Below are 22411 nucleotides of genomic sequence, written 5' to 3'. Positions count from 1 at the left end.
CGCGCCGCGTGCGCCGACCCGCGCGTCGCTTTTTGCGACAATAGCGGCTCGGCATAACCGGCGAACGGCGCTCTCTTCTTCCCATGATCACGCAGATTCTGTTTATCCGGCACGGCGAAACCGACTGGAACCGCATCAAGCGCATTCAAGGCCACATCGACATCCCGCTGGCAACCACGGGCTTCGACCAGGCGCAACGTCTCGCGCGACGCATCGCGGACGAGGCGAAGCAGGGTGCGCGGCTCGATGCGATCTATTCGAGCGACCTGCAGCGCGCACAGCAGACCGCACAGCCGATGAGCGACGCGCTCGGCCTGCCGCTACAGTTGCGCGAGAACTTGCGCGAGCGCTCGTACGGCGCCTTTCAAGGTCACGATAGCGACGAGATCGCACTGCGTTTTCCCGACGAATACGCGCAATGGCAGACGCGCGATCCGGGCTTCACGCCGCCTGAAGGCGAATCGCAGCGCGTGTTCTACCACCGCATCGTCCATGCAATCGAGCCGCTGATCGCCGCGCATCCGGGCGGGCGGATCGCCTGTGTCACGCACGGCGGTGTGCTCGATTGCGTGCGCCGCTTCGCGTGCGGCCTGTCGCTCGATGCACCGCGGGACTATCCGTTGCTGAACGCGAGCGTGAACGTTGTCGATTTCGATGACGGCCACGCGACGATCGTGTCGTGGGCGGATGTCGCGCATCTCGATGCGGGTGGTGCCGACGATGATGGGTTCAGGACCGCGCTGGACCCGAGGCGGTGAATCGGGGGAACACTGTGGGGGCGGGAAGCGAAAGGAGTGAAGCTGTCCGTTTAAGCACGTACAGTGTCGGCGCCGTGCGCTTGAGGTGCGCATGAGCCTCGCGGCTCCCAGAACAGCGCCGTCATCGATACGGTTCGATCTATTGCGGCAAGCACCGCTGCGTGCTCGTTTCTACTTCAATCCGGCTCACGCTCATTCTCACGCTCACGCATCGCCGCCGCCCGGCGCCGTGCCCGTTTCGACACTCCATTGACCAGCGCCCAGCGAATCACCGGCGCGACGAGCCGCACGCCGGGTCGCGCGAACGTCTTGCGCAGCGCCGCGTAACGGTTCAGGCCGAGCATCGTCTGCGCCCAGCCGGGTAACAGATCGACACCCGCGTTGAGCATCAGCGTGCCGGCAGGCCGCATCGCGAGGCTCGGTGCCGGCGCGTTCATCAAAATCCTGACGACTTCACGGGTGCGTTCGCTCGCCACCAGCGCGGGCCGCATCGCAAGCAGATACGCGTCGATCTCGGCGCGCGAGCGTGGAATATCGGTGGCGCCGAGCATTTCGGCGATGCGCGCGGTTTCCGCGAAATATTGATCCTGCGCCGCGACGGACAGCAGCGGATTCACGTAGCGCAGATGCGCGGTCATGAAGCTCGACACCTCCGCGACGTGCACCCAGGTCAGCAGCGCGGGCTCGCTCGCGCGATACGGCTGGCCGTCCGGTGCAATGCCGGTCACGCCGCGATGAATGGACTTCACGCGCTCGATCAGCGCGAGCGCGTCGTCGCGGCTGCCGTACGTGGTGCCGGAGATAAACGTCGCGGTGCGCCGCAGGCGTCCGAGAATATCGCTGCGAAACGTCGAGTGGTCCCACACGCCGGCGAGCGCCAGCGGATGCAACGCCTGCAGCAGCAGCGCGCTGATGCCGCCTGTCATCATCGACGTGAAGTCGGCATGGACTTTCCAGCAGATGGAGTCGGGCCCGAACAGGCCGGGGTCGCCGGGCGGCGACGAGTAGTCGAGGACGGGACCGCTGCCGGTCGTCAGATGGGTAACGCCGGCCGCGAGTTTCGCGCGCAGCCGCTGCGTGAGCGCTTGCACGAAGTTCCCGGTCGGCCGGGTCTGCTCGGACATCCTGGGCCGCCTCGCTTGCGCGCTCAGTTCGACGAATCCCACAAGCCCGGCAGCGCGCTCGACGAATCCGGCGCGGCCAGACCGAAGTGCCGGTAGGTCAGCAGCGTGGCGATGCGCCCGCGCGGCGTGCGCTGCAGGAAGCCCTGCTGGATCAGATACGGTTCGAGCACGTCCTCGATCGTGTCGCGCTCCTCGCCGATTGCCGCGGCGAGATTGTCGACGCCGACCGGGCCGCCGTCGAACTTGTGCAGGATTGCTTCGAGCAGCTTGCGGTCCATCAGGTCGAAACCGACCGCGTCGACGTCGAGCATCTTCAGTGCCGCGTCGGCGACCTGCGCGGTGATGTTGCCATCGGCCTTGACTTCGGCGAAGTCGCGCACGCGGCGCAGCAGCCGGTTGGCGATACGCGGCGTGCCGCGCGCGCGCCGGGCGATTTCGAACGCGCCGTCCGGATGGATTTGCGCATTGAGCAGCGACGCCGAACGCGTGACGATGCGCGCGAGTTCCTCGGCGTTATAGAACTCCAGCCGCGCGACGATACCGAAGCGGTCGCGCAGCGGGTTGGTCAGCATGCCCGCGCGGGTGGTCGCGCCGACCAGCGTGAACGGTTGCAGGTCGAGCTTCACGCTGCGCGCGGCCGGCCCTTCGCCGATCATGATGTCGATCTGATAATCCTCGAGCGCCGGGTACAGGATTTCCTCGACGACCGGCGAGAGCCGGTGGATTTCGTCGATGAACAGCACGTCGTTGGCTTCGAGATTGGTCAGCAGCGCGGCGAGGTCGCCGGCGCGTTCGAGCACCGGCCCGGAGGTTTGCCGCAGATTGACGCCCATCTCGCGCGCGATGATGTGCGCGAGCGTGGTTTTGCCGAGCCCTGGCGGGCCGAACAGCAGCACGTGGTCGAGCGATTCGGAACGCCGCTTGGCAGCCTCGATGAAGATCTCGAACTGGCCGCGCACCTTTTCCTGCCCGACATATTCGTCGAGCTGACGCGGGCGCAACGCGCGCTCGAACGCTTCTTCGTTCGGCGACGCGGGCGTGGCCGCGATGATGCGCTCGGCGGCGAGTTTGTCGGTTTCGATCATGCGGCCATTGTACCGCGCGCGGGTGGGGCGTCAGGCCTTCGACAGCGCCTTCAGCGCGAGCTTGATGCCCTCGGACACACCGGTGCCGGCCGGCACGTTCTTGATCGCGGCGAGCGCTTCTTTCTCCGAGTAGCCGAGCGCGAGCAGCGCGTTGAGGATGTCCGATGCGTGATCGGATGGTGACGCCGCACCGGCCATTGCGCCGAGGTCGGCACCGAGCTTGCCCTTCAGTTCGAGCAGCAGCCGCTCGGCGGTTTTCTTGCCGATGCCCGGCACGCGCGTGAGGCGCGCCGCATCCTGCAGCGTGACGGTCTGCGCGAGTTCGGCCACGCTCATGCCCGACAGCACCGCGAGCGCCATGCGCGCGCCGATGCCGGAAATCTTCAGCAGTTCGCGGAAGGTCGCGCGCTCCTGCGCGGTGCCGAAGCCGTACAGCAGATGCGCGTCCTCGCGCACGATCATCTGCGTGAGCAAAACGATGCGCTCGCCGGTCGACGGCAGGTTGTAGAACGTGCTCATCGGCACGTCCACTTCATAGCCGACGCCGTTGCAGTCGACGAGCAGATGCGGCGGGGTTTTTTCCAGCAGAACGCCGGCGATGCGACCGATCATGGCGGATTCAGTTTTTAGAGTCGGGTGGGAAAGGGCGAGTGTAGCGCAGCGAATCGGCGGCGCGTAGGCGGTTGTCGAGCGGAGCGCTTTGCTTCCCCCTTCGCTATCCGACGAGGCGCCCGCGCCGAACGCGCAGTCCCTTCTTCGCCAGCGCGGGCGCGATGCCGCCGAGCGTGCTCAGGGTCGTGCCGCCGTGCGCGTGACAGATCGCCATGCCGAGCGCGTCGGCGGCGTCGGTGCCCGGCACGCCCGACAGGCACAGCAGCCGCACGACCATCTGCTGCATCTGCTCCTTGGTCGCGCGGCCGTAACCGACGACCGCCTGCTTCAGTTGCAGCGCAGTGTATTCCGCGACCGGCACGCCGCCCGCGACCAGCCCGCAGATCGCCGCGCCACGCGCCTGGCCGAGCAGCAGCGTCGACTGCGGATTGACGTTGACGAACACTTTTTCGATCGCCGCCTGATCCGGCGAATGTTCGCGGATCAACGTCGAGATGCCTTCGAAGATGGTGCCGAGCCGCGAGGGCAGATCGGCGTCGGCGGTGCGGATCACGCCGCTCGCGACGTAGCTGAGCGCGTGGCCGTGTTGTTCGATCACGCCGAAGCCGGTTACGCGCAGGCCCGGGTCGATGCCGAGAATTCTCATGAGGTGCCGCGAAAGCGATAAAAACCAGGTGCCTGCGATACTACAACGAACGCATCGCGCGGCGGTCCGCGGATGTCCTGTCCGGCGGAATAAAAACTGCTGGTTCTTCGTCGCAAGGAGGCGGGGCGCAGATGCAGCGTTACGGCAATCTCAGTGGCGACTCGGGCGTCGACGCTTATGAGATCGGCGACGATTTCATCGCGGTGCGGTTTCGATCGGGGGTCGTGTATTGGTACACAGAGCGAAGCGTCGGCGCGGCGCATCTTGATGAACTGAAGCGTCTCGCGCGGCGGGGAAGGGGGTTGGCCACGTACATCAGCCAACATCCGGACGTAGGTGATGGTTACGAGAGAAAAGAGCCGGACGATTGAGCGACCACACACCGGCGCAAACGCTCGCCATCAAAACAAACGGCCCGGTGGAAAATTCCACCGGGCCGTTGTTCGTCAGTCATGCCGGCAAGCGTCGCTTCTCGTGCTTACGTTCGGTTCTTCAGTTCATCGCGAACGCAGCAGCCGTTACCGGCCAAGCCTGCATCGATCAATGACGGAAGTGACGTACACCCGTCAGCACCATCGCGATGTTGTGTTCGTCCGCTGCGCTGACCACTTCGTCATCGCGCATCGAGCCGCCCGGCTGGATCACGCAGGTCGCGCCCGCGGCCACCACGACGTCCAGACCGTCGCGGAACGGGAAGAACGCATCCGATGCGACCGCCGAGCCGCTCAGCGTCAGACCGGCGTTCTGCGCCTTGATGCTGGCGATCCGCGCCGAGTCCACGCGGCTCATCTGGCCCGCACCGACGCCGAGCGTCATGCCGTTCGCGCAGAACACAATCGCGTTCGACTTCACGTACTTCGCGACGCGCCATGCGAACAGCAGGTCGTCCATTTCCTTCGGCGTCGGATGACGCTTCGTCACGACGCGCAGCTCGCGCGGCTGCACGTTCTTCGAGTCGAGCGACTGCACCAGCAGACCGCCGCCGACGCGCTTCAGATCGAACGTGTTATGCCCATCGCCCAGCGCGATTTCGAGCAGACGCACGTTCTGCTTGGCCGCGAACACCTGGCGCGCTTCGGCGCTGAACGACGGCGCGATCAGCACTTCGACGAACTGCTTCGCGACCGCTTGCGCAGCCGCTTCGTCGACTTCACGGTTGAACGCGATGATGCCGCCGAATGCCGAGGTCGGATCGGTCTGGAATGCCTTCGAGTACGCCTCGAGTGCATTCGCGCCAATCGCGACGCCGCACGGATTCGCGTGCTTGACGATCACGCAGGCCGGCACGTCGAAGGTCTTTACGCATTCCCACGCCGCGTCGGAGTCGGCGATGTTGTTGTAGGACAGTTCCTTGCCCTGCAACTGGTTGTAGTTCGCGAGCGCGCCGGCCGGCACCGTCAGGTCGCGGTAGAACGCCGCGCTCTGATGTGGGTTCTCGCCGTAGCGCAGATCCTGCACCTTCTCGTACGCCATATTGAAGGTCGCCGGATACGCATTGCGCGACGAATGCCGCAGTTCGTCGGTCAGGCTCGTCAGATAGTTCGTGATCGCGCCGTCGTACTGCGCGGTGTGCGCGTACACCTTGGTCGCGAGGCGGAAATTCGTTTTGTACGACACCGTGTTGCCGTTCGCGCGCATTTCGTCGAGCACGACCGCGTAGTCGGCCGGGTCGACCACCACCGTCACGTCACGGTGATTCTTCGCGGCCGAGCGCAGCATCGTCGGGCCGCCGATGTCGATGTTCTCGATCGCGTCTTCGAGCGAGCACTCTTCCTTCGACACCGTCTGCACGAACGGGTACAGGTTCACGACCAGCAGGTCGATGGTCGGGATGCCGTGCTTGTCGAGCGCGGCCATGTGTTCGGGCAGATCGCGGCGCGCGAGGATGCCGCCGTGCACCTTCGGATGCAACGTTTTCACGCGCCCGTCGAGCATTTCCGGGAAGCCCGTGTAGTCGGCGACTTCGGTGACGGACAGGCCCGCGTCCGCGAGCAGTTTCGCGGTGCCGCCGGTCGACAGGATCTGGATGCCGAGGTCCGACAGCGACTTGGCGAAGTCGACGATGCCTGACTTGTCGGAAACGGAGATGAGCGCTTGCTTGATCATGATGAAGACGAAAAGCCGAAGGGGAAACGTGGCAGGGCGCGAGAAACTACAACCCGCTACAGCAAACCGTGTTGTTGCAGCTTCTTGCGCAGCGTATTGCGGTTGATGCCGAGATACTCGGCGGCCAGCGACTGATTACCGCCGGCCTGCTCGAGCACCACTTCGAGCAAGGGTTTTTCCACGCATGAAATGACCATGTCGTAGACGTCGTGCGGATTGGAGCCGTCGAGATCCTGGAAATACACGTCCAGGCTGTCGCGGACAGATTGTTCGATATTGTTCTTGCTCATGCTGCTAGTCGGTCGGTGTGGTCCTCGCCCTGGCTGTCGGCTGATTCGTCGACATAGACGAGGCGGTCTGAGATCGCCTTCTGTGCGTCAAAAAATTCGTTGACGGCGAGGAGTTGTTCGCGCGTGGTGTCCAGCGTATTCATGCGATGCCGGAACAGGTTGGCGCCGGAAAGGCCGCGAGTGTACCAGCCGATGTGCTTGCGCGCAGTGCGCACGCCGGTAAATTCCCCGTAGAACGCGTAGTGATCTTCGAGATGCTCGTTCATCACCTGCTGGATTTCGTCGATACGCGGCGGCGGCAGCAGTTCGCCGGTTCGCATGAAGTGTTCGATTTCGCGGAACAGCCATGGCCGGCCCTGCGCGGCGCGGCCGATCATGATCGCGTCGGCGCCGGTGGCGGCGAGCACCTCGCGCGCTTTTTGCGGCGATGTGATGTCGCCGTTCGCGACGACCGGAATGCCGGCCGCCGCTTTCACCGCGGCGATCGTGTCGTACTCGGCGTCGCCGTGATAGAGGTCGGCGCGCGTGCGGCCGTGCACGGTCAGCATCGAGATACCGGCCGCTTCGGCCAGGCGCGCAACGTTCAATGCGTTCTTGTTCTCGCGATTCCAGCCGGTGCGGATTTTCAGCGTGACGGGCACCGCATCGGGGCCGACGCCGACCGCGTTCACCACCGCTTCGACGATACGCTGCACGAGCGGTTCGTTCTGCAGCAGCGCCGAGCCGGCCGCGACGTTGCAGACCTTCTTGGCCGGGCAGCCCATGTTGATGTCGATGATCTGCGCGCCGTTGGCGACGTTGTAGCGCGCGGCTTCGGCCATCATCGCCGGATCGGCGCCGGCGATCTGCACTGCGATCGGCTCGACCTCGCCCTCGTGGTTCGCGCGGCGCATGGTCTTTTCGCTTTTCCACAGCTGCGCATTCGACGCGACCATCTCCGACACCGCGTAGCCCGCGCCGAGCCGTTTGCACAGCTGGCGAAACGGCCGGTCGGTCACGCCGGCCATCGGGGCGACGAACAGGTTGTTACGCAGATTGTGAGAGCCGAGAGTGGGCATGACGTGAGCGTGCGCCGGCGGCTGTGCGATTTAACAATCGATGCCGCTGCGAAATGCGAGGGAAAACTGCCATTTTAGCGTTAACAGATAAGCGGAACTCGCCATCTGTATCTCGTAACTCGTTAAATCTTCTATGAAAGTGGCGTCTTTCATAGAACCGGGCGACGACGGGCGCGGCTGTTATGCGCGGCTGCGGCGTGGCTGCGAACGGGCCACTGCGGCATCGAGTTGAGCGGGATGGCGCGCTCGGGCAGCGCGATTGCTGCCCGAGTGTCGTGTATGTGTTGCGCGTTTCTTATGACGCCGGTCGCCGCAACAAAGTCGCCGCGGCGCAAGCGCGCTGCCCGCCTAGCGGCGTTGGCCGAACATCATTTGCCGCGCGAGCGCGGTCTTCACCGGCGGCACGAATTCGAGCGCGGTGAGCGCGAGGCCACGCAGCACCGCGAGCGGCGGGAAGTCGACGGTGAACAGACGCGCGAGCGTGTCGGTCGAGCCGATCGTCAGGCGCCGGTCGAGCGCGCGGCGTTGCGTGAACGTCGCGAGCGCGAGCGGCGTCGGGCCTTCGGCCGACAGCGCATCGGCGAGCGCGTGCGCGTCGCGCAACCCGAGGTTCAGGCCTTGACCCGCCACCGGATGCAGCGTCTGCGCCGCATTGCCGATTGCGACGACGTGGCCGTTCACCAGCGTGTCGGCCGCGTTGAGCCCGAGCGGGAACGACGCGCGTCCGACGATTTTTATAAAGCGTCCCATCCGGTCGCCGAACGCCGCATCGAGTTCGCGCAGGAACGCTTCGTCGGGGAGCTGCGCGCGGCGTGCGGCTTCCTCGGGCGCGCAGCACCAGACGAGCGCGTAGTCGGCGCCGCGCACGCCGCCCATCGGCAGCAACGCGATCGGGCCTTGCGACGTGAAGCGCTCCCACGCGACGTGCGGGCGCGGCGCGGACACGGTGACCGTGCCGACCAGCGCGGTTTGCCCGTAGTCGCGCGAGCCGGCGCCGCTGCCGCCTTTGCCCGGTCCGCCGGTTGCCTTGGCAGCAGTGTTGAGTGTGGAGGTTGCCACGCCGGTTGCAGTTTCGACGGCGCCATCGGCCTCGCCGGCCGTGTCGTCCGCCTCGTCGCCCGCATGCTTGCCGATACGGCCGCCGCGCTTCTGATCACCAAACACGCCGCCCTCGGCATTCACCAGAATCCGCGTGCGCAGCTGCCGCGCGACACCGGCGGTCTCGATCGGCAGCGTGGCGCCGTCGAGCTCCTGGGTCGGCGCGCCAGCCGACGTCGAGCGGAACCAGTGGACCGGCGTCGCGCGCACCGCGTCGGCCAGACCATGCACGATCGAGCCGTAGCGCAGCACGTAGCCGAGCGCGGGCAAGCCGTGCTCGCGATGATCGATCAGCGTGCGGCCGAAGTGACCGCGCTGCGACACGTGGATGCGTTCGATCGCGGTTGCGTCGGCGGGCCAGCGCAGCGGTTCGAGGATCATCCGGCTGCCGTGCGACACCGCGATCGCGCGTGGATCGGCGATCGAGTCTTCCGGTTCGCGCGCGTCGACGAGCGCGATTTTCAGCTCGCGCGTCACGCTGCGGCGCGCGAGCCAGCCGGCGAGCGCGAGGCCGACCGGCCCGGCGCCGACGATCGTCACGTCGAAATCGAAGGCCTGCTGGTGAGAGGCGGGCTTCAGGATCACCACCGATGGAGAGGCTTCGTTCATCGCGCGTCAGATCCCCGCTGCATGTGCCGTTGCTTGCGCCGTGCGCGCCTGCTGCATCAGCGCTTCGATCTCGGCCGCGGCCACCGGCACGTCGCGCGTGATCAGCTCGCAGCCGTTCGGTGTCACGATCGCGTCGTCTTCGATACGGATGCCGATGTTCCAGTAGCGCTCGGGCACGCCTTCAGTCGGGCGGATGTACAGGCCCGGCTCGATCGTCAGCGTCATCGACGGATGCAGCGTTCGCCACGGCAGCGCGCCCGTCTCGTCGCGCGGCGCGCCGCGCTCGCGGTAATCGCCGCAGTCGTGCACGTCCATGCCGAGCCAGTGGCCGGTGCGATGCATATAGAACGGCGCATACGCGCGCTCGGCGAGCACGTCGTCGACCGACGCGAATTTGTCGCGCGCGACGATGCCGGTGTCGAGCAGCCCCTGCGACAGCACGCGCAGCGCCGCCTGGTGCGGATCGTCGAAGCTCGCGCCGGCGCGTGTCGCATCGATCGCGGCCTGCTGCGCAGCCAGCACGATGTCGTACAGCTCGTGCTGCGCGGGCGTGAAGCGGCCGCTCGCCGGGAACGTGCGCGTGATGTCGGATGCATAGCCGTCGAGTTCGCAGGCTGCGTCGATCAGGATCAGATCGCCGTCCCGCGCGATCGCGTTGCCGGCCGGGTAGTGCAGCACGCAGGCGTTCGCGCCCGCCGCGACGATCGACGTATAGGCCGGCGCCTGCGCGCCGAACTTGCGGAACGTGTACAGCAGTTCGGCCTCGAGTTCGTATTCGCGGATACCGGGCCGGCACGCGGCCATCGCGCGGCGATGCGCGGCCGCGGAAATCCGGCCGGCGCGGCGCATGATCGCCAGTTCGTGGTCGTCCTTGAAGAGCCGCATCTCGTCGAGCAGCGGCAGCAGATCGCGCGCGACGACAGGCGCCGCGACACCGCCGCGGCCTAGCGCGCGCACTGAGTCGAGCCAGCCGCGCACCTGCTCGTCGAGTTTCGCCGACGTGCCGAGCGCGTAGTGCAGCGCCGGCTGATCGGCGAGCAGCCGCCGCAATTGCGTATTGACGTCGTCGAACGGGAACGCGGCGTCGAAACCGAACGCGTCGCGCGCGCCTTCGGGTCCGAAGCGGAAGCCCTCCCACGTCTCGCGCTCGATGTTTTTCTCGCGGCAGAACAGGATCGATGCCGGCGCGCCGGGCGGCGGGTTCGCGATCAGCACGAGCAGCGCCTCGGGCTCGGTGAAGCCGGTCAGATAGTAGAAGTAGCTGTCGTGACGATACGGGTAGTCGGCGTCGCGGTTGCGCAGCGCTTCCGGCGCGGTCGGCACGATGGCGACGCCGCCGCCCGCGGCGCGCAGCGCGGCGAGGACGCGCTCGCGGCGCGCGCGGTAGACGTCGATGGCGATGGTGGGTTCGGTCGGCTGGTTCATCGTGCGATTGTAGCGCTCCGTTCTGGCGCTTACCCGCGCGCCGGTCGTGGTCGGCCAGCCCGGCGCCCGCTTGCGGCGTGACGCGGGCCTTGGGGGCAGGCGTTCGATACACCGACTTATTTTGTGCGGATACTGACGGTCGGGCGGCCGCGAGCATGTTGCAATCCGCCCACAGCGAGGCCACGCGCAGCTTGCGAAGATGCCGCGTAGCACTCGTGAAAGCTTTAGACCACTTATACTTTCGCCGGATTCAGAAAAAGGCAGATGGTCATGATGAAACTCATCGGTTCAGTCGCCAGCCCGTTCGTGCGTAAAGCGCGGATCGTGCTCGCCGACAAGAAGATCGACTACGAACTGGTGCCCGAGAACGTCTGGGCGCCGGATACCCGGATTCACACCTTCAATCCGCTCGGCAAGGTGCCGTGCCTCGTGATGGAAGACGGCGAAGCCGTGTTCGATTCGCGGGTGATCTGCGAATACGTGGATACGCTGTCGCCGGTCGGCAAGCTGATTCCGCCGTCCGGGCGTGAACGCGTCGAAGTGCGCTGCTGGGAAGCTCTCGCCGATGGGGTGCTCGACGCGGCCGTGCTGATCCGTCTCGAAGGCACGCAGCGCGCGCCCGAGCAACGGGTCGACGCGTGGGTCGCGCGGCAGCAGCGCAAGATCGACGAAGGTCTGGTCGCGATGTCGCAGGGCCTCGGCAGCAAGCCGTGGTGCGCGAGCAATCACTACACGCTTGCGGATATCGCGGTGGGTTGCGCGCTCGGCTATCTCGACTTCCGCATGCCCGAGCTGAACTGGCGCGAAGCGCATCCGACTCTGGACAAGCATTTCCAGAAGCTCGCGCTGCGCCAGTCGTTCATCGATACGGTGCCGGCGAACTGACGGACCTAGGTGAATCCCGAGTTCGGGCGCGTGACTGATGGCCTGAACCGGAACGCTTGCCTGTGAAGAAAAAAATGCGCCTGAATCTGTCAGGCGCATTTTTTTATGCGTGTTGCGTTTCCGTGTTGGGGGGGGCGTGCGGCGCCGTTTGTGCGTTGCCTGCCCGGCTGTTGTCCGGCTGTCGCCCCGCCCGTCGCCGCTTACTTCGCGCCGTTACGCCGCCGCACGATTGCCGGTCCGAATGCAAAACCGAACGCCAGCAGCAGCACCGACACCGCCAGCACCGTGTTGTTGCCGCTCGTCACGTAAGGCGTATTGCCCGATGTGCCTTGCACGGTCACGTCGAGCGAGCCGATCGTGAACGGCGTGAGACGGCCGATCACGCGTCCGTTCGCATCGATCGCGGCGGTCATGCCCGTGTTGGTCGCGCGCAGCATCGGCCGGCCGGTTTCGAGCGAGCGCATGCGCGCGATCTGCAGATGCTGGTCGAGCGCGATCGTGTCGCCGAACCACGCGAGGTTGGTCGAGTTGACCAGCACGCCCGCCGGGGTTGCGTTCTCGCGCAGCGTGCGCGCGATTTCCTCGCCGAAGATGTCCTCGTAGCAGATGTTCAACGCGACCGGCTGGTTATGCACGATGAACGGTTTCTGCACCGGCGCGCCGCGGAAGAAGTCGCCGAGCGGGATGTTCATCAGATTGACGAACCAGCGGAAGCCCCACGGCACGAATTCGCCGAAGGGTACGAGGTGATGCTTGTCATAGCGGTACATCACATGCGAGCCGGGCGTGACGCCGAACAGGCTGTTCGTGTAGTCGACCACCTGGCCATCCGGCGTGATCGTGCCGCCGATCGCGCCGAACAGGATCGCGCTGCCGGTCGAATCCGCGAACTGGCGGATCGCCGCGGCGAACGGTAGCGGCAACTGCTGCGCGAGCACCGGAATCGCCGTTTCCGGTGTGACGATCAGATCGGCCGGCTTCGCGGTGATCATCTGCTGATACTCGTCGACCGCCGCGCGCAGGCCAGCTTCCTCGAACTTCATCTCCTGCTTGACGTTGCCTTGCAGCAGACGCACCTTCAGCGGCGCGTTGGCCGGCGTGGTCCACTGGATCAGCGGCAGCAGCAGGCCGATGACGATCAGCGCCAGCGCGACGCCGGCCGGCAGCGCGATGCGCGCGATGTGGCGCGGCGCGGCCTCGCCGCCGCGCGGGTCATGCGCGGGCTGAGCAGGCGGCGCGACAGGGGCGGCGCGCGCCTGAGTCAGCGGCAGCAGCGCCTGCACGATCAGCGCGGCCGCGAGCGCAAGCACCCAGCCGACGCCATACACACCGACCACCGGCGCAAACCCGGCAAACGGGCCATCGACCTGCGCATAGCCGGAGGCCAGCCACGGAAAGCCGGTAAACACGGTGCCGCGCAGCCATTCGCCGATCGCCCACGCGCTCGCGAACGCCAGCGCGCCATGCCAGGTCGGCGAGAACGGCCGACGGTCATCAGCCGCGCCGTTGCGCGCGTGGCCCGCGCAGAACGACCACACCCCGGCCGCAAGCGCCGGGTAGACAGCCAGATACAGCGAAAACAGCGCCAGCGCGGCGCCGGCGAGCGGCGCCGGCATCCCGCCGTAGAAGTGCATGCTGACGTACAGCCACCACACGCCGGTGACGAAATTGCCGAAGCCGAACGCACCGCCCGTCAGCGCCGCGCTTTTCCAGCCGGTGCTGCGCGTGAGCCACGCGAAAAAGAACACGAAGATCGCGAGTTGCAGCCAGCCGCCGTGCGGCGTCGGCGCGAACGACAGCGTATTGAGCGCGCCGACGGCCAGCGCGACGAGGTAGTGCCACAGCGGCAGCGCGCGGCTGCGGGTGTTGTCGGCGAGGGCGGCGGCGCTGATGTCGCGCCGCGGACGGGAAGTGATCGGGTCGGCCATTGTTGCGCGGTCGGCGTCGGAAGTTGAAAAAAGCGAGCGGAAAGCCGGCGAATCAGCGAAAGCCGGCGGCTCAGGTTTGCACGTGTTGCGCCTCGCGCTCGCGCTGGCCCGCGAGCGGGTCGCGGCGCACCAGCAGCATATGGATCTGGCGCGCGTCGCCGCGCAGGATTTCGAAGATCAGATCGTCGATACGCACCTTTTCGCCGCGATGCGGCACCCGGCCGAAGTGATGCGTGACCATCCCTCCGATCGTGTCGACCTCGTCGTCCGAATAATCGGTGCCGAAGGTTTCGTTGAACTGCTCGATCTCGGTCAGCGCGCGCACCCGGAAGCGCCCGTCCGGCGACGCGATGATGTTGCCGCTTTCCTCGTCGAAATCGTATTCGTCCTCGATGTCGCCGACGATCTGCTCCAGTACGTCTTCGATCGTGATCAGGCCCGCGACGCCGCCGTATTCGTCGACCACCACCGCGAGGTGGTTGCGGTTCACGCGGAAGTCGTGCAGCAGCACGTTCAGGCGCTTCGACTCGGGGATGAACACGGCCGGGCGCAGCATGCCGCGCACGTCGAATTCCTCTTCCGCGTAGTAGCGCAGCAGATCTTTGGCGAGCAGCACGCCGATGATGTTGTCGCGATTGCCCTCGTAGACCGGATAGCGCGAGTGCGCTTTTTCCAGCACGTACGGGATGAATTCGGCGGGATTGTCCGCGATGTTGATCGCGTCCATTTGCGCGCGCGGCACCATGATGTCGCGTGCGCTCAATTCCGAGACCTGGAACACGCCTTCGATCATCGACAGCGAGTCGGCGTCGATCAGGTTGCGCTCATGCGCGTCCTGCAGAATTTCCAGAAGTTCGGCGCGCGAGTCGGGCTCGGGCGAGATGAAGTCGGTCAGGCGCTCGAGCAGCGAGCGCTTTTCCTGCGGTTTGTCGAGTTGGCGTCCGGTATGGCGTCGACTGGGATACGTGTCGTTCATGGTAGTGCGCCCGGCGAGACTGGGCGCGCTGTTACAGAGCATTAAGGATACACCAGGCGCATGGCGAAACCGTGTCCCGCCGGGCCTGGGGATGAGTGAAGCGTTGGATGAAGCGGCCGCGCCGCGATGGCGCGTAGGGCCATCCTAACCGATTACCCATGGAAAAGCGCCTGTGGGCAAAAAAGTCGCGGGGCGGGATGGGGCGGGGTGCAACGGCGCGTCATGGCGGGGTGCGGCTGAGCGGCGAAGTGCGCGCTGACACGAGGTGACGCGAGGTTGCGCTAGGTGGCGTGGTTTGGCGCGAGACGGTGCCGGGATTTAACCGCGTGCCGTGCCGCTCGTCGGCGCAGCCGCGTCCGGGTTCGCGTCGCGCGCCGACGCGTCGCAGCGCGCGAGCAGCGCTTCGAGCGCGCGATCCGGCATCCCGCTTTCGCGCAGCGCGTGCACGGTACGGCTGACATAGTCGAGCGTCGTGCCATAGCGGCCGCTCGCGCAGCCAAGCACCGCCCGGATGATGTCGTCGCGCAGCTTGCCGGTGTAGCTCGGCACGTCGCGACGCATCACGAACGCGAGCGCGTCGACGCGCCGGCCGTCCGCTAGCACGCACGGCAGCCACGCAGGGCGGTACGAGCCCATCGGCATTTCGCGGCGCCACAGTGCTTCGAGATGAGGCATCGCGCCCTCGGCGGCGAGCCGGAACGCCATGCCGGTGCACGAACCGCCGCGATCGAGCGCGAGCACGAGGCCCGGCTGCTCGGGCGTGCCGCGATTCACGCGCGACCACAGATACAGCCCGCGGTGATAGTCGTGCACCTTCGAGCGCGCCGCCTCGACAGTCGGCAGCCCGGGGTTCCAGATCAGCGAGCCATAGCCGAACAGCCACAGGTCGCTCGCGCGGTCCCAGTCGCGCAACGTGCAGTCGAGTGATGCGCGCAGTTCGTCGTCCGTCAGCAGCTGTGAGTCGCCGAGCGCCGGCGGATAGTCCGGGCAGCGCGTGAAGGAATCGGCTTCGGGGGACGGGGTGCTCACGGTAGGTTCGATCGTGGTTGGCGGACGGGAGCGAGGAGACGCGGGCTGAAAGCGGCAAGCCTATTGATAGGGATCCGGAAATCCGAGCTTACCGAGGATATCGGTTTCGATCGCTTCCATTTCCTCGGCTTCCTCTTCGATCTCGTGATCGTAGCCCTGTGCGTGCAGCGTGCCGTGCACGAGCAGATGCGCGTAGTGCGCGGCGAGCGGCTTGCCCTGTTCGGCGGCTTCCTTTTCGACCACCGGGCAGCACAGGATCAGGTCGCCCGTCACCGGATCGTCTTCCGATTCGGCGTACGCGAAGGTCAACACATTGGTCGCGTAGTCCTTGCCGCGATAGGTGCGGTTCAGCGTGCGGCCTTCTTCGGCATCGACGAAGCGCACCGTCAGTTCGCCGTCCGCGAACAGCGCCGCCTTGATCCAGCCGGCCACGGTCGCGCGCGGCAGCAGCGCCTTGTGCTCCGGCCACGCTTTGGCGGCCGGGAATTGCAGGTTCAACGTCAGTTTCGGGGCGCGGCTCATGCGGTGTCGGGGTTCGGCGTTGCTGGCGTGTGTGGTTGGCGTGCGTTGTCGGTGGCGCCTCAGCGCGGGTCGACCGGCGCCGGCGCCTTCTGCGAATGCGCATCGTACGCCTCGACGATGCGCGCGACCAGCGGATGGCGCACCACGTCCGCGCTCGTGAAGCGCGTGAGCGCGATGCCGCGCACGTTCGCGAGCACCTGCTGCGCTTCGATCAAGCCGCTCTTGTGGCCGCGCGGCAGGTCGATCTGCGTCGTGTCGCCGGTGACGACCGCCTTCGAGCCGAAGCCGATCCGCGTGAGGAACATCTTCATCTGCTCGGGCGTCGTGTTCTGCGCCTCGTCGAGGATGATGAACGCATGATTCAGCGTGCGGCCGCGCATGTACGCGAGCGGCGCGATTTCGATCATCTGCCGCTCGAACATTTTCGCGGTCTTGTCGAAACCGAGCAGGTCGTACAGCGCGTCGTACAGCGGGCGCAGATACGGGTCGACCTTCTGCGCGAGATCGCCGGGCAGGAAGCCGAGCCGTTCGCCGGCTTCGACCGCCGGGCGCGTCAGCACGATGCGCTTGACCTGATCGCGTTCGAGCGCATCGACCGCGCACGCTACCGCGAGGTAGGTCTTGCCGGTGCCGGCCGGGCCGACGCCGAACGTGACGTCGTGGGAGACGATCTGCTTCAGGTATTCGCGCTGCGCCGGCGTGCGGCCGCGCAGGTCCGCGCGGCGCGTGTACAGCTTCGGGCCGTATTGCTCGAAGTCGTCTTCGCTCGCATTGAGGTCGGCGGGCTGGTCGAACGGATGATCGGGGTTGCCGGCGAAGCGCGGGTCGGCGGCGTCGTCAGCCTCGCCATTGCCGTTACCGTTGCCGTTCGGGCGATGGCGCGCCGGGTGGCGCACTTCGACGAGCGCGAGCTGGATGTCGTCGACCGACAGCGGCTCGCGCGCATTGTTGTAGAAGTTTTCGAGCGCGGTCAGCGCGAGTTTCGCGCCGCGCCCGCGGATCGTGATGCGGTGGCCGCGGCGCTGCAGGGTCACGTCGAGCGCCTGCTCGATCTGCCGCAGATTTTCGTCGAGCGGTCCGCAGAGGTTGGCGAGCCGCGCGTTGTCTTCGCGCGGTGCGGTGAATTCCAGATGCGGCTGAGTGGTCTTCAAGGCGGTGAGTCGATCCTGTCGGTTGCGGTACGCGGGTTCTTGCCTGTTTCGCTTTGCGAATTTGCCGTGAGTTCGTTCAGTGCGTCGCCGTGGAGCTGTCGTCGTGAACCATCACGAGTTCGCCGCGCAGCGAGTGCGGATATGCGTGCACGATCTTCACGTCGACCATCTGGCCGATCAGCCGCGAGTGCGATGCGACCGGCGCCGGGAAATTGACGACGCGGTTGTTCTCGGTGCGGCCCGCCAGTTCGTTCGGGTCCTTGCGCGCCGGGCGCTCGACCAGAATCCGTTCGACCTTGCCGACCATCGCATTGCTGATGCGCTGCACGTTCTCTTCGATGGTGGCCTGCAGATGTTGCAGGCGTTTGAGCTTCACTTCACGCGGCGTGTCGTCGTGCAGATTCGCGGCCGGCGTGCCGGGGCGCGGGCTGTAGATGAACGAGAAGCTGGTGTCGTATTTCATCTCGTCGACGAGCGCCATCATCTTGTCGAAATCTTCCTCGGTCTCACCGGGGAAGCCGACGATCATGTCGGTCGACAGCGACAGGTCCGGGCGGATCGCGCGCAGGCGGCGGATCACCGACTTGTATTCGAGCACCGTGTAGCCGCGCTTCATCGCCATCAGGATGCGATCGGAGCCGTGCTGCACCGGCAGATGCAGGTGGCTGACGAGCTTCGGCACCTTCGCGTAGGTGTCGATCAGGCGCTGCGTGAATTCCTTCGGATGCGACGTCGTGTAGCGAATCCGTTCGATGCCCGGAATATCGGCGACGTATTCGATCAGCGTCGCGAAATCGGCGATTTCCGCTGCGCCCGAAGTCAACGCGCCACGGTATGCATTGACGTTCTGGCCGAGCAGCGTGACTTCGCGCACGCCCTGGTCGGCGAGGCCGGCGATTTCGGTCAGCACGTCGTCGAGCGGGCGCGACACTTCCTCGCCGCGCGTGTATGGCACCACGCAGTAGCTGCAGTACTTGCTGCAGCCTTCCATGATCGATACGAATGCGCTCGGACCGTCGACACGCGCCGGCGGCAGGTGATCGAACTTCTCGATTTCGGGGAACGTGATGTCGACCTGCGCGCGGCCGCTTTCGCGGCGCTTGTCGATCATTTGGGGCAGACGATGCAGCGTTTGCGGACCGAACACCAGATCGACATATGGCGCACGCGCGACGATCGAAGCGCCTTCCTGGCTCGCAACGCAGCCGCCCACGCCAATGATCAGATTGGGATTCGCGTCCTTCAGCTCGCGCACGCGGCCGAGGTCGGAGAAGACTTTCTCTTGCGCTTTTTCGCGCACCGAGCAGGTGTTGAACAGGATCACGTCGGCATCTTCCGGCGTGTCGGTCTTGACGAGTCCTTCAGCGGCACCGAGCACGTCGACCATCTTGTCGGAGTCGTACTCGTTCATCTGGCAGCCAAAGGTCTTTACATAAACTTTCTTGGTCATCGAATTTCGCCGGTCGCAGTGGTTAACCTGGGGGCGTGGATAAAGAGGGTGAAGGGGCCGCGGGGCAGGGCAGCGCGGCGCATCTGGCCGACGTGCGAGCGTCTTTGCAGCGTAACTCGAGATTATAGCCCTTCATGGAACGGGGGTTTGGCAGCCGGTCTTGCCGGAGCGGGCGCGCTTCGCAGCGTTGTCTACCGTTTCGCCCGGTGTGCTGTTTGCCATGTCGTTTGCCATGCCGCGCGGCGGATCCGGCGGCAGCCCCAGCAGACTTTCCAGTTCATCCGATACCTGCGCGAAGCGCTCGCTCAGGAAATCCAGTAGCACGCGCACGCGCGGCGCCATGAAGCGGTTGCGGTGATAGAGCGCGTGCAGCGGCGCATCCGGATAACGCCATTCGGGCAACAGGCTTTTTAGTCCGTCTGCGCGCAGATCCGACTCCACGTCCCACATCGATTTGATCGCGATGCCGTAGCCGCGCAGCGCCCATTCGCGCGCGACCGCGCCGTCGTTGGTCTCGCGGGAGGTGTCGAGCGGCACCGTGTAGTGCTGCACCTCGTCGCCGCGCGTGAAGCGCCATTCGTTCGCCGGCCCGGATGCGGTGCCCAGCACGATGCAATCGTGGTTGGCCAGATCCTGCGGGTCTTTCGGCTCGCCCTTGCGCGCGATGTAGTCCGGCGACGCGCATAGCACGCGCCGGTTCGGCGCGAGCCGGCGCGCGACCAGCGAACTGTCCTGCGGTACGCCGAAGCGGATCGCGAGGTCGATGTCTTCCTGCACCAGGTTCGACAGCGAATCCGACAGCGTCAGCGCGAACGTCACTTCCGGGTACAGCAGGTTGAATTCGTCGAGCCAGTGCATCAGCAGATTGCGGCCGAAATCCGACGTGGCGGAAATCCGCACCTTGCCGCGCACGACGCCCTGGCCGGCTTGCAGCGCGGCTTCGGCATCGTCGAGCGATTGCAGCGCCTGGCGGCAGCAATTCAGATACAGACGGCCTTCGTCGGTCAGACGCAACTGGCGCGTGGTGCGCTCGAACAGACGCGCTTTCAGATTGGCCTCCAGTTTCGCGAGCCGCGCGCTCGCCGCGGCGGGCGTCAGGCCCATTTTGCGGCCCGCCGCCGACAGGCTGCCCTGCTGCGCCGCTTCGACGAAGAGGCGGATGTCGCCGAGATTATCCATCACTCGTTTTCAAAGAGAATTTGAAAATGCTTCAAATGCTACGCCAATTATCAAATCGCTACTGCGCGCTGATAATGCGCTCCGTGAAAACCCTTATATCGCGCGCGCACACGCCGCGACGCTTGAACCCCGATTCCATCTCGTTTGCGGAGCAGAACATGCCCATTCCTTTACTCGCGCTGGCCATCAGCGCTTTCGCGATCGGCACGACCGAATTCGTCATCATGGGCCTGCTGCCCGATGTCGCACGCGATCTGTCCGTATCGATTCCGTCGGCCGGCCTGCTCGTCAGCGGCTATGCGCTCGGCGTCGCGGTCGGCGCGCCGCTGCTCGCGGTGATCACCAGCCGGATGTCGCGCAAGTTCGCGCTGCAACTGCTGATGGGCGTGTTCATCGTCGGCAACGTGCTGTGCGCGGTGGCGCCGAGCTATTCGGTGCTGATGGTCGCGCGCGTCGTCACCTCGTTCGCGCACGGTTCGTTCTTCGGCATCGGCGCGGTGGTCGCGGCGTCGCTGGTACCGGCCGAGAAGCGCGCGAGCGCCATCGCGCTGATGTTCACCGGGCTCACGCTCGCGAACGTACTCGGCGTGCCATTCGGCACTTTCGTTGGGCAGGAGTTTGGCTGGCGCGCGGCGTTCTGGATCGTCAGCGGCTTTGGCGTGCTGTCGCTGCTGGGCGTTACCGCGCTGGTGCCGAACCGGCACGACACCGGCCCCGCCGGCCTCGGCCATGAAGTACGCGTGCTGAAGGACCCGCAGGTCTGGACCGCGCTCGCGATGACGGTGCTCGGCTTCGGCGGCGTGTTTGTCGTGTTCACCTATATCGCGCCGGTTCTCGAACAGGTGAGCGGCTTCTCGCCGCGCGGCGTGACGCTGATCCTCGTGCTGTTCGGCGTCGGCCTGACGGTCGGCAACACGCTCGGCGGCAAGCTCGCGGACCGCGCGCTGATGCCGTCGCTGATGGGCATTCTCGCCGCGCTCGCGGTGGTGATGGCGATCTTCACGCGCACCAGTCATTCGCAGGTGGCCGCGGCGATCACGGTCTTCGTGTGGGGCATCGCGGCATTCGCGACGGTGCCGCCGCTGCAGATGCGCGTGGTCGAAAAGGCCGCCGCCGCGCCGAACCTCGCGTCGACGCTGAACATCGGCGCGTTCAACGTCGGCAACGCGGCGGGCGCGTGGCTCGGCGGTCTGGTGATCGGTCACGGTCATGCGCTCGATACGCTGCCGTGGGTCGCGGCGGCGGTCAGCGTCGTGGCACTGCTGCTCACCTGGTTCGCGGCGCGCATGGATGCGCCGGCCACGCCGGTTGCGCAGCGCGCGTAAATGCTTGCCTTCGCGATGCTGATAACAGTGTGAAGATAACTTCGTTTGGCCGCGCGTAAGCCGATGCTATCTTGCCTCCACTTACTGCTTTCGCGCCGGCTGCCGGCGCTCTGGAGGCCAATATGTATTCTCCGCTCGCGCTGGTTCGCGACCCCTCGGCCGATGCCGATCCTGACGCGGTGGCGCGTCCGGCCGAACCCTTCGATGCGCTCGAACAACTGGTCGGTGTGAACCTGGCCCGGCTGCGCGCCGAACGGCAGTTGTCGCTCGACGCGCTGGCTCGCGCGTCCGGCGTATCGCGCGCGATGCTCGCGCAGATCGAATCGGCGCGCAGCGTGCCGTCGATCAAGGTGCTGTGCAAGGTGGCCGCGGCGCTGAAGGTATCGGTGGCGGCGTTTTTGCGGCGTCACGCGACCAACGGTTTCGAGCATTTGCCGGCCGAGCGTTCGGCGCGCGTCGTCAGCGCGAACGGACGCTATTCGGCGCGGCCGCTTTATCCCGACGACGAACCGGCCGCCGCCGAGTTTCACGAGCTGCGGATCGCGCCGCTGCACACCGAGACGGGCATCCGCCGCGCGCCGGGCACGACGGTGAATCTGGTGGTCAGCGACGGCACGCTCGAAGTCAGCGTGCACGATCAGCGTCAGTTGCTCGCCACCGGCGACGCGATCGTGTTCGACGCCGATCAGCCGCATAGTCTGCGCAATCCCGGCGACACCGAAGCGCGAGCGTTTCGCGTGACGCTGCGGGCCGAGACGCCGCCGCGCTGGGAGGTGCCGGCGGCGCCCGGCGCGCGCGACGATGCCGGGAGCGACAGAGCGCCGGCATGACGGCGGCGCGTTTAGCACCGTCGGCAGGGTCGTCAGTAGGGTCTTTATGCGCCGCGCTGCACGCGTGGCGTAGCTGTTGTATGCTTCGCGCGCCGGTCGATTCCGGCAATCAGTGCGTCTTCAGGGCGGGGTGAAATTCCCCACCGGCGGTAGGCCGGCAGCGCGATAGCGCGAAGCCGGCAAGCCCGCGAGCGCCCGCATCGCATCGTCTTCGCAGTCGCGAAGGCCGCGGCGGGGTCAGCAGATCTGGTCAGATTCCAGAGCCGACGGTCATAGTCCGGATGAAAGAAGATGTGCAGATAGTCATCTGCGTTCCGTGAGCTCG

At 66.1% G+C, this 22411-nt stretch carries 22 protein-coding genes and 1 riboswitch; of the genes, 6 read left to right on the top strand and 16 right to left on the bottom strand.

The window, feature by feature from the left end:
• The first annotated feature begins 83 nt into the window (after positions 1-83).
• On the top strand, positions 84-758 hold the full coding sequence (locus tag L0U82_RS15395; protein WP_233832052.1) for a histidine phosphatase family protein: 675 nt from the start codon (positions 84-86) through the stop codon (positions 756-758).
• 176 nt (positions 759-934) lie between these two features.
• Here L0U82_RS15395 and L0U82_RS15390 read toward each other — a convergent pair whose 3' ends face one another.
• From L0U82_RS15390 to ruvC, 4 genes are all read right to left on the bottom strand, one after another.
• Entirely contained in the window at positions 935-1882 is a 948-nt protein-coding gene (locus L0U82_RS15390; RefSeq protein WP_233832051.1) for an oxygenase MpaB family protein, read from the bottom strand.
• A 23-nt stretch (positions 1883-1905) separates the two neighbouring features.
• Entirely contained in the window at positions 1906-2967 is a 1062-nt protein-coding gene (ruvB, locus tag L0U82_RS15385) for a Holliday junction branch migration DNA helicase RuvB (protein ID WP_233832050.1), read from the bottom strand.
• A gap of 30 nt (positions 2968-2997) precedes the next feature.
• Positions 2998-3579 carry a Holliday junction branch migration protein RuvA gene (ruvA, locus tag L0U82_RS15380; protein WP_233832049.1) on the bottom strand — a complete coding sequence of 194 codons (582 nt, stop codon included), beginning with the start codon at positions 3577-3579 and terminating at the stop codon, positions 2998-3000.
• Between the two features lie 103 nt (positions 3580-3682).
• Positions 3683-4225 (bottom strand): crossover junction endodeoxyribonuclease RuvC, encoded by a 543-nt coding sequence (gene ruvC, locus L0U82_RS15375; RefSeq protein WP_233832048.1) that lies wholly within the window; start codon positions 4223-4225, stop codon positions 3683-3685.
• 131 nt (positions 4226-4356) lie between these two features.
• Between ruvC and L0U82_RS15370 the strand changes: the two genes are divergently transcribed.
• Positions 4357-4596 carry a hypothetical protein gene (locus L0U82_RS15370; RefSeq protein ID WP_233832047.1) on the top strand — a complete coding sequence of 80 codons (240 nt, stop codon included), beginning with the start codon at positions 4357-4359 and terminating at the stop codon, positions 4594-4596.
• Positions 4593-4772: a hypothetical protein gene (locus tag L0U82_RS15365; RefSeq protein WP_233832046.1), complete on the top strand. Its 180-nt coding sequence runs from the start codon at positions 4593-4595 to the stop codon at positions 4770-4772. Before L0U82_RS15370 ends, L0U82_RS15365 begins: the two co-directional genes overlap by 4 nt.
• On the opposite strand, the gene purH is transcribed toward L0U82_RS15365, so the two are convergent.
• The 5 genes from purH to L0U82_RS15340 all read right to left on the bottom strand — a co-directional run bounded on the left by purH (position 4766) and on the right by L0U82_RS15340 (position 10811).
• Positions 4766-6331 (bottom strand): bifunctional phosphoribosylaminoimidazolecarboxamide formyltransferase/IMP cyclohydrolase, encoded by a 1566-nt coding sequence (gene purH, locus L0U82_RS15360; protein WP_233832045.1) that lies wholly within the window; start codon positions 6329-6331, stop codon positions 4766-4768. The two genes, L0U82_RS15365 and purH, sit on opposite strands and share 7 nt — an antisense overlap.
• Positions 6332-6387: 56 nt before the next feature.
• Positions 6388-6621, bottom strand: coding sequence for a Fis family transcriptional regulator (locus tag L0U82_RS15355; protein WP_008919619.1), 234 nt, complete (start codon positions 6619-6621; stop codon positions 6388-6390).
• Positions 6618-7679: a tRNA dihydrouridine synthase DusB gene (gene dusB / locus L0U82_RS15350; protein ID WP_233832044.1), complete on the bottom strand. Its 1062-nt coding sequence runs from the start codon at positions 7677-7679 to the stop codon at positions 6618-6620. The genes L0U82_RS15355 and dusB overlap by 4 nt, the downstream gene beginning before the upstream one ends.
• A gap of 348 nt (positions 7680-8027) precedes the next feature.
• Positions 8028-9386: a UbiH/UbiF/VisC/COQ6 family ubiquinone biosynthesis hydroxylase gene (locus L0U82_RS15345; RefSeq protein ID WP_233832043.1), complete on the bottom strand. Its 1359-nt coding sequence runs from the start codon at positions 9384-9386 to the stop codon at positions 8028-8030.
• Between the two features lie 6 nt (positions 9387-9392).
• On the bottom strand, positions 9393-10811 hold the full coding sequence (locus L0U82_RS15340; protein WP_233832042.1) for an aminopeptidase P N-terminal domain-containing protein: 1419 nt from the start codon (positions 10809-10811) through the stop codon (positions 9393-9395).
• 264 nt (positions 10812-11075) lie between these two features.
• Between L0U82_RS15340 and L0U82_RS15335 the strand changes: the two genes are divergently transcribed.
• Complete coding sequence (locus tag L0U82_RS15335; RefSeq protein ID WP_233832041.1) at positions 11076-11696, top strand: glutathione S-transferase N-terminal domain-containing protein; 621 nt, start codon at positions 11076-11078, stop codon at positions 11694-11696.
• A 200-nt stretch (positions 11697-11896) separates the two neighbouring features.
• On the opposite strand, the gene lnt is transcribed toward L0U82_RS15335, so the two are convergent.
• The 7 genes from lnt to L0U82_RS15300 all read right to left on the bottom strand — a co-directional run bounded on the left by lnt (position 11897) and on the right by L0U82_RS15300 (position 19931).
• Entirely contained in the window at positions 11897-13624 is a 1728-nt protein-coding gene (lnt, locus tag L0U82_RS15330) for an apolipoprotein N-acyltransferase (protein WP_233832040.1), read from the bottom strand.
• A gap of 70 nt (positions 13625-13694) precedes the next feature.
• Positions 13695-14600 (bottom strand): HlyC/CorC family transporter, encoded by a 906-nt coding sequence (locus L0U82_RS15325; protein WP_233832039.1) that lies wholly within the window; start codon positions 14598-14600, stop codon positions 13695-13697.
• 318 nt (positions 14601-14918) lie between these two features.
• Positions 14919-15629 carry a gamma-glutamylcyclotransferase gene (locus L0U82_RS15320; RefSeq protein ID WP_233832038.1) on the bottom strand — a complete coding sequence of 237 codons (711 nt, stop codon included), beginning with the start codon at positions 15627-15629 and terminating at the stop codon, positions 14919-14921.
• Between the two features lie 60 nt (positions 15630-15689).
• The gene (ybeY, locus tag L0U82_RS15315) at positions 15690-16151 is read right to left on the bottom strand and encodes an rRNA maturation RNase YbeY (RefSeq protein ID WP_233832036.1); all 462 of its coding nucleotides are present in this window, start codon (positions 16149-16151) and stop codon (positions 15690-15692) included.
• A gap of 59 nt (positions 16152-16210) precedes the next feature.
• Entirely contained in the window at positions 16211-17302 is a 1092-nt protein-coding gene (locus L0U82_RS15310; protein WP_233832035.1) for a PhoH family protein, read from the bottom strand.
• Between the two features lie 76 nt (positions 17303-17378).
• The gene (gene miaB, locus L0U82_RS15305) at positions 17379-18752 is read right to left on the bottom strand and encodes a tRNA (N6-isopentenyl adenosine(37)-C2)-methylthiotransferase MiaB (protein ID WP_233832034.1); all 1374 of its coding nucleotides are present in this window, start codon (positions 18750-18752) and stop codon (positions 17379-17381) included.
• Positions 18753-18884: 132 nt separating this feature from the next.
• Positions 18885-19931 (bottom strand): LysR family transcriptional regulator, encoded by a 1047-nt coding sequence (locus L0U82_RS15300; protein WP_233832033.1) that lies wholly within the window; start codon positions 19929-19931, stop codon positions 18885-18887.
• 158 nt (positions 19932-20089) lie between these two features.
• Here L0U82_RS15300 and L0U82_RS15295 point away from each other — a divergent pair, with 158 nt between their 5' ends.
• Both L0U82_RS15295 and L0U82_RS15290 read left to right on the top strand, forming a co-directional pair.
• On the top strand, positions 20090-21256 hold the full coding sequence (locus L0U82_RS15295; RefSeq protein ID WP_233832032.1) for an MFS transporter: 1167 nt from the start codon (positions 20090-20092) through the stop codon (positions 21254-21256).
• A gap of 122 nt (positions 21257-21378) precedes the next feature.
• Positions 21379-22086 (top strand): helix-turn-helix domain-containing protein, encoded by a 708-nt coding sequence (locus L0U82_RS15290; protein WP_233832031.1) that lies wholly within the window; start codon positions 21379-21381, stop codon positions 22084-22086.
• A 112-nt stretch (positions 22087-22198) separates the two neighbouring features.
• Positions 22199-22383: riboswitch (FMN riboswitch) on the top strand.
• The last annotated feature ends 28 nt before the right edge of the window (positions 22384-22411 follow it).

Origin of the sequence: Paraburkholderia sp. ZP32-5, assembly GCF_021390495.1 — a bacterium.
Lineage (GTDB): Bacteria > Pseudomonadota > Gammaproteobacteria > Burkholderiales > Burkholderiaceae > Paraburkholderia.
Note: the sequence above shows the minus strand (reverse complement) of the source record. Positions and strands in the feature narration are given on the sequence as shown.